Below are 13545 nucleotides of genomic sequence, written 5' to 3' on the forward strand. Positions count from 1 at the left end.
TCAAGATGCAGCTTTCGCAAAATCACTGGAGCATCGGGTTCGCGTTGACCGCGCCTTCGATCGCTTGTTCTCTTTCGTCATCGGCGAACTGCAGTTCGTAAAGTCTCCTGTACAATCCGCCGCGCGCAAGCAGTTCCGTATGCGTGCCGGTTTCGACGATGCGCCCGCGTTCCATGACGACGATGAGATCCGCGCGACGGACGGTCGAAAGGCGGTGCGCGATGACGACCGTCGTTCGCCCCTGCATGAGTCTAGCGAGCGCGCGCTGGACCAGACGCTCCGATTCCGTATCGAGCGCTGAAGTCGCTTCATCGAGGATGAGCACGGGGGCATCGGCGAGGACCGCACGCGCGATCGCGATGCGTTGTCTTTGTCCGCCAGAGAGGAAGATGCCGCGCTCTCCGATCACCGTGTCGTAGCCGTGCGGTAACTCCGTGATGAAGTCATGAGCGAAAGCGATGCGCGCCGCCTCCTCGATCTCCTCTTGGGTGGCATCAGGGCGCCCATAAGAGATGTTGTAACGCACGGTGTCGTTGAAAAGCGCCGTTTCCTGTGTGACGAGCGCGATTTGACGACGCAAGCTCTTCAAACGCGCATCGCGCAGATCGATCCCATCCCACAAGACGGCCCCTTCGTCTGGATCGTGAAAACGCGGGATGAGTTTGGTCAAAGTCGATTTGCCGCCGCCCGATTCGCCAACCAGCGCGACGACCGCGCCCGCCGGGATGCGCAGATTGACGTTGCGCAGAATGCTTCGTGAATCGTTGGCGTAACCGAACGAAACGTTGCGAAACTCTATCGCGCGGCGGAGCGGACCGAGTATTACGCCGTCGGGACGTTCCGGCAGTTCCATCCGCTCATCCATCACCTCCCAGACATGGCGCGCCGCAGCCAGCGCCTGCTCCATGCTGTTGTGCAGGCGCGAGAGCTTGCGCATCGGATCGTAGCTCGAGAAGAGAAAAAAGAGGAAAGCGAGGAACTGGGCCGAAGTCATCCGCCCCGTGACGATCTCGCGTTGGCCGATGAACAGGAGGACGACGACCGCGATGATGCCGACGAGTTCAATGGTCGGCGGAGCGAAACCCGCGATACGCGCTGTGCGCAAATTGGCCCGCGCGATCCGTTCTGCGGCACGCTGAAAACGAGCGCGCTCTCGCTCCTCCGCGCAGTAGGCCTTGACGATGTTCTGATTGGCGATCGCTTCATGCGCCGCATCGGATAGCCCTTGCGTGCTTTCGACGTATTCGCGGGCCAATTTGCGAAGCGCGTCACCAAATCGCGTGGTGAGGATCGCGACGATGGGCGCGATGACGAGCGCGCTCAGGGTCAATCGCCATGAGTAGTAGACCGACGCTGCGAGGAAGACGACCAACGTGAACGTTTCGCGCAGCATGTCGCGCAACGTCGTCGTCACGGCCGTCTCGATCGAAGCGGCCGATGAGACGAGGCGCGAGACCAAGTAGTTAGTTCGATGGCGCTCGAAAAAGTCTGCCGATTGACTCAAGATGTGTTCGTAAAGGTCCTGTCGCAAACGTAGCACGGCGCCTTGCCCGACGCGCGCCATCAAATAGGTCGATAGGTATTCGGCGATTCCTTTGGCGATCGTGAAGATGATGAGCAGAACGGCGATCGCGCGCCATGCGGCGAAGCCTGAGGTCGGGATCAAGTGTTGCAGACCGAAGAGCGTCGGCGTCCTTTGCGGAGCATTAGGCTTGAAAGCTTGATCGAAGATCGGCACAATGAGCGCGCCCATGGCGCTTTGCAGCAATCCGACGGCGAGCATCGCGAGCGTCGCAAACGCGAACTGGCTCCAGTAGGGGTGAAGGTAAGCAAGCAATCGCCGTAGGTCGCGCATCGTTCATGTGCCGCGTTCAGTTTGCCTCGTTCCGTTCGGGAAGGTAGCGAAACGGTAAAGGCAAAATGATACTCGGCGGCGTGTTCGAGCGTCAAGGGAAGGCTTCGGGAAGCCCGGTCTCGTAGGCTATCATCTTATCGAGCTGCGTTATAATCCCTGCGATGAGGGGAGCTTTTAAGCGATGAACACGGGTGCGACAGGTGCGGAGAAAGAGAGGACCGCTCGGCGTTTGCTCATCGTCGATGATGATTTGAGCATGCTTCGCCTGTTGGCCGAATATCTGCGGCGCCTCGGCTACGAGGTCACGGAAGAAGAGGATGCGCGCCGCGCTTTCGAACGCGCGTTGCTGGGCCACTTCGATTGTTTCATCTTCGATGTCGCGATGCCGGAGTTGGATGGCATCGAACTGTTGCGGCGCTTGCGCGAACGTGGGATCGATACGCCGGCGCTCTTTCTGACGGCGCATGATGCCGTCGAGAACAAAGTCGCGGGTTTCCACGCGGGGGCGGATGATTATCTCGCTAAGCCGTTCGATCCGCGTGAACTCGAAGTGCGCGTCGAGGCTTTGCTGCGACGCGCTGGGCGCGCGCCGCAGCCCGCAGTCAAAGAGCGCATCGTCATCGGCGATCTGGTCATCGATAAGCGTCGTCATGAAGTGACGCTCGGCGGCGAGCGCGTCGATTTGACGCCCCTGGAATTTCGCATCCTCGAGCGACTGGCGAGCGAGCCCGGTCGCGCTTGGTCGCGCAACGAACTTCTCGACGCCATCTGGAGCACCGATTACGAAGGTTATCAGCGTAACATCGACCCGCACATCAACCGTCTGCGCAAGAAGATCGAAGCCGATCCGAAGAATCCTCGCTACGTTTTGACCGTGCGCGGCGTCGGTTACAAGATGAACGACGCTTTGTAAGCGAAGCGGGGCGAGCGGTTGTGGCGAACGGAAGCGCCATGAGATCGTTTTCCGATGGGCGGATCGCCTTGGAGATCGCGACGCTCGTTTTGCTCTGTCTGGGGGGAACGGCGGCGATCCCGCGACAAGAGGCGGCGCGCGCTGAACGAAAAGCCGCCGTTAAGATCCGTTGGGAAGAGCGGCCCGGCGTTTCGCGCTATCGCTTGCAACTTGCGCGCGATGACGGATTCAAGGATATCGTTTTCGATCGTTTGGTCAGCGGGCACGAGTATGTCGTCGCCGATCTGAGTCCGGGCGCTTACTATTGGCGGGTTGCGCCAGCGGAGTACGAGACTGGGCGATTCTCGGCACCGGCCCTCATCAAAGCGGGCGAGCGTCCCGTCCCGCTCCTGCTATCGCCGATAGGCGGTTGGCGCGCCTTGATCGGTAAAGTTCTTCGCCCGAGCGCCTTATCGCTCGATCCTGAAACGAGCTTGATCGTTGGAACGAACGAGCGCGGGATGACCTATGCGCTTGAGGCGAGCACGGGGGCGGTGCGTTGGATCTCGCGACCGGAAGAGGCGGAATCGCGCGCGGTCCCCGTAGATGCATGGACGCTGCCTCTTCCCTCAACGAAGGGGAAGCGCGTTCTGGTGGCTCAAGGTGATCGAGTGCGCGTTCTCGATGCGGCCACTGGGCGCGAACTTTGGCGGCAGCGCGTCTCCGGCACCATCACCGGAGCGAGCGTCGTTGGCGCCTCGGACGCGAAAGCGCTCGTTGCGACTGCCGGCCCAGCGACGCTCCGCTTGTTCGAAGGCGAGACCGGACGCGAGATTTGGAGCGTGCCGTTGGAAACGGAAGCTATAGGAGCGCCATCGGTCCTATCGAGCGATGAAGGTCTATCGCTCTTCATCGCCCATCTCGACGGGACGATCGAGCGAAGAGACGATAAGGGGAAGAGTCTTAGGGCGATCAAGCTCGCCGTGCCGGCGACGACGCCGCCTGTTTTCGTAGAAGGGAAGTCCGGCCCGCTCATCATTGGAACGGCGCGTGGTTTGGTCGCCCTCGCCCCAGGTGATCTGCGCATCCTGTGGGAGAAGGAGCTTGAAGATGGGCCGCGCGGCGAGATGGCGGTCGAAAATGAAGAACTAGCCTTCGTCACCGCGCGCGGGCGCGTGTCGCTTTTCGATCTGATGAGGCGAGAGATCAAGTGGAGCGCAGATGGAGCGGTGGATGCTCGTGCGGTCACGTTAGTTGATCTCGATGGCGATGGCGCGAACGATCTTTTGGCCCCTGCTGGATCGGCGTTCGCGATGGCTTGGCGCAGACGCGACGGGGTTTGGCTATGGCAGGCCGAAGAGGCATCCGAGGATGTGAGAAGCGAAGCAGGAGGCGAATTGCGCTCGTTGGTGATCGTTAGCGGTGAGCGCGCGCGCTACGCCGTTGGCGGCGATCGCTGGGGCTTGCGCGCGGTGGCACTCCCCACAGCGCAATGATAAAACGGCTAAGGGGATTCGAATGCTCTGGAGAGTGGCGGCGATTCTGCTCATAATTTGGTCGATCGGGTGGATCATTGGTAAAGGCGGCATGTGGCACATCTTCTTGTTGTGCGCGATTGGCGTTGGATTTGTGCAACTCGTTGCCGATTGGCGAACATCGCAGAAGTGACTCGTGCGGCAACAGATGGCGCAGATGTCGCATCAACAGAAAACGAAGCGCATCGCGAGCATCGGGTGCCGGAAGATCAAATCGCTCCGTGTCGAGGAAACATTCAATGAGAAGTGTCAGAACAGCGTTCCCTTTGCTTTTCGGATTGTTCGTCCTGCGTTTGCTGGCCGCGCAGGCGCAGAGCGACATCCCGCGTGAGACGATCGCCATAACCTATCCGCTCGATCGCACGGTGACGGTCAAGTTCCGCGGAACCACACGCCTGCCCCGCTTGAGCGGCGAGGCAAAGGTCAAACGCACGGGACGAAGCGGCACGAGGATCGAAATGAAGATCGAGAATCTGCCGCGCGCTTATGAATTAGGCGGAGCCTATACGACCTATGTGCTCTGGGCCATCTCGCCGGAAGGGCGTACAGACAACCTCGGTGAGATCAAGCGGAGCGGCAGCATCTTCATCGACTCGAAGATCGAGGTGACGACGCCGCTGCAAACCTTCGCTTTGATCGTCACCGCCGAACCGCACTTTCTTGTGCAAACCCCGAGTCGCATGGTCGTGCTGGAGAATCTGCCGCCGCGCGATACGGACGGGACGGAGATAGCCACCGTGCCCGTTCGCTACATCGGCAACACGAGCGACTACTATCGCGAGTTGACCATCCCCGAGGTCGCCGACAGCGATTACACGCAAACGCCGACCTCTCTGCTGGGCGCGCGCCAAGCCGTGAAGCTCGCGCGGTTTGCCGGCGCCGAGCGCGACGCGCCGGACGAGTTGAAGGCTGCGGAAGAGCAGCTACAACAAGCCGAGGGCGCTTGGCGTTTGAAACAGAAAGAAGCGGAGGTTGATGCGCTTGCGCGGCGCGCGACGAGTTTAGCCGTGCGCGCAGAAGAGCTCGCCATCGCGCGGCGCGCCGCGCGACAAAGGCGCGAAGAGATAGCGCAGCGCGACGAGGCTTTGCGTGAAGCCGAGCGCGCCGCCGCCGACGCTAGCAAGGAGGTCGCCGATTTGCGCGCCGCATTGGAACGGGAGGCACATGCACGCGAGTTGCTCGAAAGAGACTTAGCAAATGCCAACCAGCGTATCCGCGACCTTCAGTCGGAGAACGAGCGCTTGCGTGATGAATTGCAAACGGCGCGCGCCGAAGCCGAAAAGGCGAAGCTCGAACTGGCGCGCGTCGAGGGCGAACGCCGAGCTGAGCAGAAGGCCGCCGAACGACGCGCAGCCCTCGAAAACCTCAAGCAGCAATTGGCACGTTATGGGACGGTGCGCGCAACGGAACAGGGAGTCATTGTAACGTTGCCGGAAAATGGGTTGTGGGCCGGTCCGCGCGTGGCTGAGTTGTCGCCGCGCGCCGCCGCGAAGCTCGAGCCTCTGGCGGCGCTGCTCGCCAACTACCCCGATTTTCAGATCATCATCGAAGCTTATAGCGATGATCGCGGTGACGATGGCGCGTTGCGCGCCTTAACCGAGCTACGCGCGCAGCGTCTGGCCGAGAAATTGATCGCTGCGGGAGTCGATCGCGCGCGCATCCGCGCGCTCGGCATGGGATCGGCAAATCCCGTCGCGCCGAATAACACTCTTGCCGGTCGCGCGCGCAATCGGCGAGCGGAGATAACTTTGATCCCCAGAGAGGACCGATCGGAAGCGGAACAGCGCGCAGGCAGCAACTGATTCGAAGGGATCCGGTGATCGCCTCAGCCCCGGAGAACGTTTCGGACATTAGCCCATCGCTTGACGCAAACGGTCTCGCTTGGGCAATATAGATCGCTTCATGGCGGGGTAGCTCAGTTGGTCAGAGCGTGGGATTCATAACCCCAAGGTCGTGGGTTCGAGCCCCACCCCCGCTACCAGTTCCTCAAGGAGGCTCCACCCGAACGTGGAGCCTCAAAAATTTTCAGGGGCGCGTGAGGACCGTCTTCCCCATCGATCTCGGCGATTCTTTGGCTTCAACTCATTCGCCGATGATTTTGATGAGCACCCGCTTGTTCCTGCGCCCATCGAATTCGCCGTAGAAGATCTCCTCCCACGGACCGAGATCGAGCTTACCATCGGTTATTGCGACGACCACCTCACGCCCCATGATCTGACGTTTGTGATGCGCATCAGCATTATCTTCGCCCGTGCGGTTATGGTGGTAGCGTTCGGGGCTCGGATCATATGGCGCGAGCCATTCCAACCAGCGTTTATAGTCTTCATGTAGCCCAGGTTCGTCATCGTTGATGAAGACGCTGGCGGTGATGTGCATGGCATTGACGAGGCAGAGGCCTTCCTTGATCCCGCTCTTTCTCACCTCTTCTTCAACTTGTTCGGTGATGCGCACGAACGCCATCCTTTCGGGGACGTTGAAGGTCAGATATTTCGTGTGCGATCTCATGCCCGCCCTCCTTGGACTGCGGTATGAATAAGGAGCGCTTCGATCTTGAAATTGGTCGCAAAGACTCTCATCGAAAACTGGCTGCTTATCAGCGCTGACGACTAGCTGAATTGTTCCGGGAATAGTTGTCGCTCTACCATCTCACATAAGATGTGGCCGAGGAGGTTGTGCGTCTCTTGGATGCGTTGCGTGTTGGCGCTCGGGACGATGAGCGCGATGTCACAGAGCGAAGCCATACGCCCCCCGTCGCGCCCGAGGAACCCGATGATCTTCATTTCTTGCATGCGCGCTTGGAGCGCCGCTGCGATGACGTTTGGCGAATCGCCTGAAGTCGAAATCGCGATCAGCACATCGCCGGGCGCGCCGAAAGCTTCGATCTGGCGGGCGAAGACGCGATCAAACGCCGTATCATTCGCGATGCAGGTGAGGATGCTGCCGTCGGTCGAAAGGGCGAGCGCGGGAAGCGCACGTCTGTCTGCGCAGATGAAGCGATTGACGAATTCTCCGGCGATATGCTGCGCGTCGGCTGCCGATCCGCCATTGCCGCATAAAAGTATCTTGCATCCGGAACGAATGACTTCGGCGATGACTCTGCCCGCGCGTTCGATCTCGCGGCCGCTTTCCGTAAAGAAACGGCGTTTGACCTCGATGCTTTCGGCGACGATTCTGGCGATTAGTTCCGACATCTCGTTCTCGTGATACTGACGAGGTTTTCGCTTAGCGAAGCGCTACTTGTCAAGCGCCCAGGCATTCTTTCGTCCGCTGCCGTTGAGGACGGAGCGGAGCGCTTGACCGGTGTATGATCGGCGCACGCGGACGATCTCTTCCGGCGTGCCACAGGCGACGACGCGCCCCCCGCCATCTCCGCCTTCCGGACCGAGGTCGATGATGTAATCGGCGGATTTGATGACATCTAAGTTGTGTTCGATGACGATCACCGTGTTTCCAAGATCGACCAATCTTTGAAGCACGTCGAGCAGCTTGTGAACGTCGGCTAGATGCAATCCGGTCGTCGGTTCGTCGAGGATGTAGATCGTCCTGCCGGTCGCGCGGCGGGATAGCTCTTTGGCGAGTTTGATGCGCTGCGCTTCGCCGCCGGAGAGCGTGGTGGCTGGCTGGCCCAGCTTGATGTATCCCAGCCCGACGTCGAGCAATGTTTGCAACTTGGGCCTGATCTGCGGGATGTTTTCGAGCAGCGGCAGCGCCTCTTCGACCGTCGTGTCAAGCAGGTCGGCGATCGATTTGCCTTTGTACTTGACCGCCAACGTTTCGCGATTGTAGCGTGCGCCGCGACACACATCGCACAGGACGTAAACGTCTGGCAGGAAGTTCATCTCGATGCGTTTAAGCCCTTCGCCTTCGCAGGCTTCGCACCGCCCGCCCTTGACGTTGAAGGAGAACCGACCTGGCTTGTAACCGCGCTCGCGCGATTCTGGAAGCATCGCGTAGAGCTCTCGGATCGGCGTAAACAACCCCGTATAGGTCGCCGGATTGGAGCGCGGCGTTCTTCCGATCGGCGATTGATCGATCTCTATGACCTTGTCTATGTGCTCTAGTCCTTCGATCGCGCGATGTTCGCCCGGTTCAGCGAGCGCGCCGTAAAGATGGCGGGCGAGCGCGCGATAGAGTATGTCATCGACCAGCGTCGATTTGCCTGAGCCGCTGACCCCCGTGACGACGATGAAGAGCCCTAAGGGGAATTCGACATCGATGTCTTTCAAGTTGTTCGCGCGCGCGCCGCGCACCCATATGCTCTTACCGTTCGGGCGACGGCGCACGGTCGGCACCGGGATCGCGCGCGCGCCGCTGATATATTGCCCGGTCAAAGATTGTGGCGTGCGAGCTATTTGATCGGGCGTGCCTGCGGCGACGACCTCGCCCCCATTTGTGCCCGCGCCCGGTCCGAGGTCGATCACGTAGTCAGCGCGGCGAATGGTCTCTTCGTCATGCTCGACGACGAGCACCGTGTTGCCGAGATCGCGCAGAGCTGCGAGCGTATCGAGCAGGCGCGCGTTATCGCGCGGATGCAATCCGATCGACGGCTCATCGAGGACATAGAGCACGCCGCGAAGTTGCGATCCGATCTGCGTTGCCAAACGGATGCGTTGACCTTCTCCGCCGGAGAGGGTCGAGGATGGGCGATCGAGCGTGAGGTAGCCTAAGCCGACCGTCTCAAGGAAACGCAAACGGTTCTTGATCTCGCGCAAGATCAGGCCAGCGATCTGCTCTTCGCGTGTGGAGAGCTTCAGTTGGTCAAAGACGCGAATCGCCTCTTCGATGGTCATCGCGGCATAATCGGCGATGTTGCGACCCGCGACTTTGACGGCGAGAGATTCGGGTTGCAATCTTTTGCCCTGGCAGGCGGGACATTGAAGCGGCGAGACCAGTTCCTCCAGAGCGAGTCGGGCCCTCTCCGACGGCGGATCGTTTAAGCGCTCGCGCAACAGGCGCAGCGCGCCGCGCCATTCGCTGCGATACGTGTATTGGCCTTGACGAAAGGTGATCTCGCCCGGTAGGCCGTAAAGGAACGCTTCGCGCACCTGTTTCGGGAGTTCGTTGAACGGTAGGTGCGGATCTGAGCCGAAGTGTTCGATGAGCGAGGTCAGCGCGCTCTTCAGGAAAGCTGACGATTGACGATCGGCGCCGCCGAGGAATTCTAGTCGATCCGCCCTCTCGGTCGGATCGGGGATGAGTTTGGCGGGATCTATCTCAAGCACGGTGCCGAGCCCGAGGCAACGCTTACAAGCGCCATAAGCGGAGTTGAACGAAAATGAGCGTGGTTCGAGCGGCGGGACGTTGATGCCACAATTGACGCACGCCATCTTCTCCGAATAGAGCCTCTCTTCGCCATCGACGACCGAAACGATCACGGCCCCGCCTGTCAGCTTCAACGCCGTGCGGACCGATTCCGTCAAGCGCTCGGCGATGCCCGGCTTGATCAACAGGCGATCGATCACGACCTCGATCGTATGGTTGCGCCTCTTGTCGAGCTTGATCTCTTCATCGAGCGACACCAGCTCGCCGTCGACGCGCGCGCGCAAGAAGCCGTCTTTGGCGAGCCTTTCGAGCTCCTTTTTGAACTCGCCTTTGCGACCGCGAACGATCGGAGCCAGAATCATCACGCGCTCGCCTTCGGGAAGTGACAACACGCTTTGCACGATCTGTTCGATCGATTGGCGCGTGATCGGCGCGCCGCATTGGTGACAGTGCGGTTGGCCAATCGAAGAGAAGAGCAGACGTAAGTAATCGTAGATCTCTGTGACTGTACCGACCGTCGAGCGCGGGCTGCGGGAGACGGTCTTCTGTTCGATCGAGATTGCTGGTGAGAGCCCTTCGACCGAATCGACATCTGGGCGCTCGAGCTGATCGAGGAATTGGCGCGCGTAGGCCGAAAGCGATTCGACATAGCGGCGTTGCCCTTCGGCATAGATCGTGTCGAAGGCGAGCGAAGATTTGCCCGATCCGGAGAGCCCCGTGATGACGGTTAGGCGATTGCGTGGGATTTCGACGTTGATGTTCTTCAGGTTGTGTTGGCGCGCGCCGCGCACCGTAATGCGATCAATTGCCATCGCCTAAACCCGCCCGTTCCCTCACTGTGATCTTCGCTGCGATGCGGAGAAAATTCGATTGTAATTTAGCAGGCGATCGCCGGGCAAGCGTCCTTGTCAAGTGAGCTTCCGCTTCGATCATCTGGATGTTGTGGTTATTTGATCTTTTGTTTTCCCGGACGGCTCTTTGGTAAAGTTCTTTCCCGGTGCTGATTCTGATCCGAGGGGTCGTTGGCGGGTGAACCTTCCGAACGCATTGACGCTGTTGCGCATCTTCATCGTGCCGCTTTTGGTCGTGGTGCTTCTGACGCCCTTTTCCGAAGACTGGCTGGGCGTGCCGCGACACATCGCCGGGGTGGCGCTCTTCCTCGGCGCAGCGCTCACCGATTATCTGGACGGTCTTCTCGCGCGCAGTCGTCAGCAGGTGTCGCAATTCGGCAAACTGCTCGATCCGATCGCCGACAAACTCCTCATCTCATCGGCGCTCATCTCGCTCGTCGAAAACCGCTTAGCGCCAGCTTGGGCGGTCGTCATCATCATCGGTCGCGAGTTCGCCGTTTCGGGACTGCGCTCAATCGCCGCGGCCGATGGGGTGATCATCGCCGCTTCGTGGGTCGGGAAATTAAAGATGCTGGCGCAGGTGGCCGCGATCACGCTGCTCATCCTCTCAAGCGTCTCGGGTGCGCCACCCGTCGCCAACTTCGGACAAGCTTTCCCAGCCATCGAATTCTGGACCGTACCCGAACTGCGTCAAGCGGTGCACCATCTCTTAAGCGAAGGGAGAACCACGATTACCGATTGGCAAGTGCTCCTCTACACGTTAGGGCGCGCGATGTTGTGGGTCGTGGTCTTCGTCTCATGCGTTTCGATGTATCAGTATTTCCGCTCCTTCTATCTCATTTCGCTTGAGCGCGGACAGCTCGCGCGCGAGGCGAAGAACGGACGATAGAATCGAAGAAGGCGCGCTCCGGGACCGCGCATCCGGCCCTCATCTCGATGCAATCGTCTGCATGTCTCGTCGGCGAGAGAACAAGCCGCCGAGCTTCACCTCACTTCGACGTAATCTCCGGTGATGATCTCCTGTGCGACTTGCGTGATGATGCCAGTCGAGGCTCGCCGCTGCACGTTAGTCACGACCAACTCGCCGACAATCTTGCGCGGCAGTTGTGGGCGACGCCGTTTGATCTCAGGCGTGTTAACGGTCGGTCCGAAGATACCAGTCGAGTTGCCGTCTTTTACGCGCTGAGATTGGTTGGAGAATTTCCCTCCGCGAAAGCGCTCGCTTTCAAAACCGCCGCTAGCATTGGGGACAACCTCTTCATCGCGAAAGCGCGTCACGTTGCCAGTTCCAACAGGACGATAAATCACCAGACGATCGCCGACGCGCAGACCATCCTCCTCACCGAGGTCGATGAAGACAACTTGGTTGGTCGAGATCATCTCCTGTCCATCGCGCGCCAAAATAATGCGCCCGCGCTTCTTGTTGCTCGGGTCGGCGAACCGATTGAACGTGCGCTCAGCGGATAGATCGGGCGCAGGTCGCGGATAGGCTGCGCGCAGCAGATCGCCGAGTAGAATCGTCTCGCACGATTTGGTGATTACCGCAACGGAGACGCGCTCTTTGACATCTACTACGCGCAGTTGCCCGACCTCTTGCGTGTATACGCCGAGCCAGCCCTTCTTCTTCGTCAACTTCGTTGTAAATTGGCCGCGCGGTCGGATGATAGAAAACTCCTGCCCGTTTCGTATCCCTTGAGCCGTTCCGGCGTTGATGTAAACGTAATCGCCTGCGGAATAGACGCGCCGCTCTTGCTCCTGTTCGCCGCCGACGATCTCGAAACGATAGGGCGCAGGCGCATACTCGATGAACCCAGCGCAGTAGACCTCGCTCTCTTTAGCTTTAGGAGGCGACGCTTCGGGGGCCGTTTGAGCGTTGATCGTGAAACAGAGTCCGCTGAGAAAGAATGTGCTGACAGCGTAACGGCGAAGATTGTCGATGATCTTCACGGCAGTTCTCCTAAGACAATGGATTAAGTCTCCGGATTTTATGAAGTTCGGTGAGGACGATCGCGGGGCAGTGGCGGTTTTCATTACGCCACTCCCAAATCCTAGCCTGTTTGCCATGGCGCGTCAATGGGCTTTAGTCGCTTCGACTAGAGTTGCGATTAGAGAAAATTTTGTTTATCATGAACGCCGGCTAAACTTGCGTTTTCAAAGATCCGTTGCTATTATCCTCAGTTTGTCGGATATTGAGAGTCGCTTAACTAAAGTCTCTGCGGAGAGCTTTTCTGTCGGCACTTAAGTATAGGTGCCGTGCGATTTGTTGAGAGGTTGCAGCTAATGGGCCGGTGTAGCTCAGTTGGTAGAGCAGCTGATTTGTAATCAGCGGGTCGGGGGTTCGAGTCCCTTCACCGGCTCCATTCAATCGGAAGTTGAGCAGGGGTGGTCGAGTGGTTAATGGCACCGGGCTGTAAACCCGGCGGGCTTCACTGCCCTACGCAGGTTCGAATCCTGCCCCCTGCACCAGGATCTCGACGGAGCGGAGAGCGGGAGTTTTACATCCCTCGCTTTTCGCTGGTGGGCGGGCGTAGCTCAGTTGGTAGAGCATCAGCCTTCCAAGCTGAGGGTCGCGAGTTCGAGTCTCGTCGCCCGCTCCACTTTAAACCCATTTGCGCCGTTGCTCGTGTCGCGCCCGCGTAGCTCAGGGGTAGAGCGCATCCTTGGTAAGGATGAGGCCACGGGTTCGATCCCCGTCGCGGGCTCCACGATCCTTCGGCAAGATCGTTTTAAATCGACCAGCATTCGTAGACTTTGAGGAGAGGTTAGGGGGAATATGAGCAAAGAGAGGTTTGATCGGACGAAGCCGCATGTGAACATAGGGACGATAGGGCATGTGGATCATGGGAAGACGACGTTAACGGCGGCGATCACGCGGGTGTTATCGAAGAGGAATCCGCGTGTGCAGTATCGGTCGTTTGAGACGATCGACAATGCGCCGGAGGAGCGGCAGCGGGGGATCACGATAGCGACGGCGCATGTGGAGTATGAGACGGAGAAGCGGCATTATGCGCATGTGGATTGTCCTGGGCATGCGGATTATGTGAAGAACATGATTACGGGTGCGGCGCAGATGGATGGGGCGATTCTTGTGGTGGCGGCGACAGATGGGCCGATGCCGCAGACGCGGGAGCACATATTGTTGGCGCGGCA

Annotated in this window: 10 protein-coding genes and 5 tRNA genes; 10 read left to right on the plus strand and 5 right to left on the minus strand. The window is 59.4% G+C overall.

Translation table 11 applies throughout. The annotated features are described in order from the left end of the window. Positions 1-22 precede the first annotated feature (22 nt). Positions 23-1855 (minus strand): ABC transporter ATP-binding protein, encoded by a 1833-nt coding sequence (locus tag PYK22_RS11150; protein ID WP_041977214.1) that lies wholly within the window; start codon positions 1853-1855, stop codon positions 23-25. 181 nt (positions 1856-2036) lie between these two features. Here PYK22_RS11150 and PYK22_RS11155 point away from each other — a divergent pair, with 181 nt between their 5' ends. The 4 genes from PYK22_RS11155 (at position 2037) to PYK22_RS11170 (ending at position 6263) form a co-directional block, all read left to right on the plus strand. Then, positions 2037-2768, plus strand: coding sequence for a response regulator transcription factor (locus PYK22_RS11155; protein ID WP_041977216.1), 732 nt, complete (start codon positions 2037-2039; stop codon positions 2766-2768). A 38-nt stretch (positions 2769-2806) separates the two neighbouring features. Then, a complete protein-coding gene (locus PYK22_RS11160) occupies positions 2807-4243 on the plus strand; it encodes an outer membrane protein assembly factor BamB family protein (protein WP_157770834.1) in 1437 nt (478 codons plus the stop codon). Between the two features lie 278 nt (positions 4244-4521). After that, a complete protein-coding gene (locus PYK22_RS11165) occupies positions 4522-6084 on the plus strand; it encodes an OmpA family protein (RefSeq protein ID WP_041977219.1) in 1563 nt (520 codons plus the stop codon). Between the two features lie 102 nt (positions 6085-6186). Beyond that, a tRNA-Met gene (locus PYK22_RS11170) sits at positions 6187-6263 on the plus strand. 101 nt (positions 6264-6364) lie between these two features. Here PYK22_RS11170 and PYK22_RS11175 read toward each other — a convergent pair. The 3 genes from PYK22_RS11175 to uvrA all read right to left on the minus strand — a co-directional run bounded on the left by PYK22_RS11175 (position 6365) and on the right by uvrA (position 10356). Beyond that, a complete protein-coding gene (locus PYK22_RS11175; RefSeq protein ID WP_041977221.1) occupies positions 6365-6787 on the minus strand; it encodes a secondary thiamine-phosphate synthase enzyme YjbQ in 423 nt (140 codons plus the stop codon). A 101-nt stretch (positions 6788-6888) separates the two neighbouring features. After that, positions 6889-7473, minus strand: coding sequence for a D-sedoheptulose-7-phosphate isomerase (locus PYK22_RS11180; protein WP_041977222.1), 585 nt, complete (start codon positions 7471-7473; stop codon positions 6889-6891). A 42-nt stretch (positions 7474-7515) separates the two neighbouring features. Beyond that, positions 7516-10356, minus strand: a complete 2841-nt coding sequence (gene uvrA, locus PYK22_RS11185) for an excinuclease ABC subunit UvrA (protein WP_041977223.1) — start codon at positions 10354-10356, stop codon at positions 7516-7518. Positions 10357-10573: 217 nt separating this feature from the next. Between uvrA and pgsA the strand changes: the two genes are divergently transcribed. Beyond that, the gene (pgsA, locus tag PYK22_RS11190) at positions 10574-11284 is read left to right on the plus strand and encodes a CDP-diacylglycerol--glycerol-3-phosphate 3-phosphatidyltransferase (protein WP_041977224.1); all 711 of its coding nucleotides are present in this window, start codon (positions 10574-10576) and stop codon (positions 11282-11284) included. 95 nt (positions 11285-11379) lie between these two features. On the opposite strand, the gene PYK22_RS11195 is transcribed toward pgsA, so the two are convergent. Beyond that, positions 11380-12342, minus strand: a complete 963-nt coding sequence (locus PYK22_RS11195; RefSeq protein WP_041977225.1) for a FlgT C-terminal domain-containing protein — start codon at positions 12340-12342, stop codon at positions 11380-11382. A 337-nt stretch (positions 12343-12679) separates the two neighbouring features. On the opposite strand from PYK22_RS11195, the gene PYK22_RS11200 reads away from it, so the two are divergent. From PYK22_RS11200 to PYK22_RS11220, 5 genes are all read left to right on the plus strand, one after another. Further along, positions 12680-12755: transfer RNA gene (locus PYK22_RS11200), tRNA-Thr, on the plus strand. Between the two features lie 16 nt (positions 12756-12771). Continuing rightward, a tRNA-Tyr gene (locus PYK22_RS11205) sits at positions 12772-12861 on the plus strand. 55 nt (positions 12862-12916) lie between these two features. Then, positions 12917-12992 (plus strand) — tRNA-Gly (locus PYK22_RS11210). Between the two features lie 33 nt (positions 12993-13025). Beyond that, a tRNA-Thr gene (locus tag PYK22_RS11215) sits at positions 13026-13100 on the plus strand. Positions 13101-13168: 68 nt separating this feature from the next. Beyond that, positions 13169-13545: GTP-binding protein (locus PYK22_RS11220; protein WP_041977226.1), on the plus strand; the 377-nt coding region annotated here is incomplete at its 3' end.

It is taken from the genome of Pyrinomonas methylaliphatogenes (assembly GCF_000820845.2).
GTDB lineage: Bacteria > Acidobacteriota > Blastocatellia > Pyrinomonadales > Pyrinomonadaceae > Pyrinomonas > Pyrinomonas methylaliphatogenes.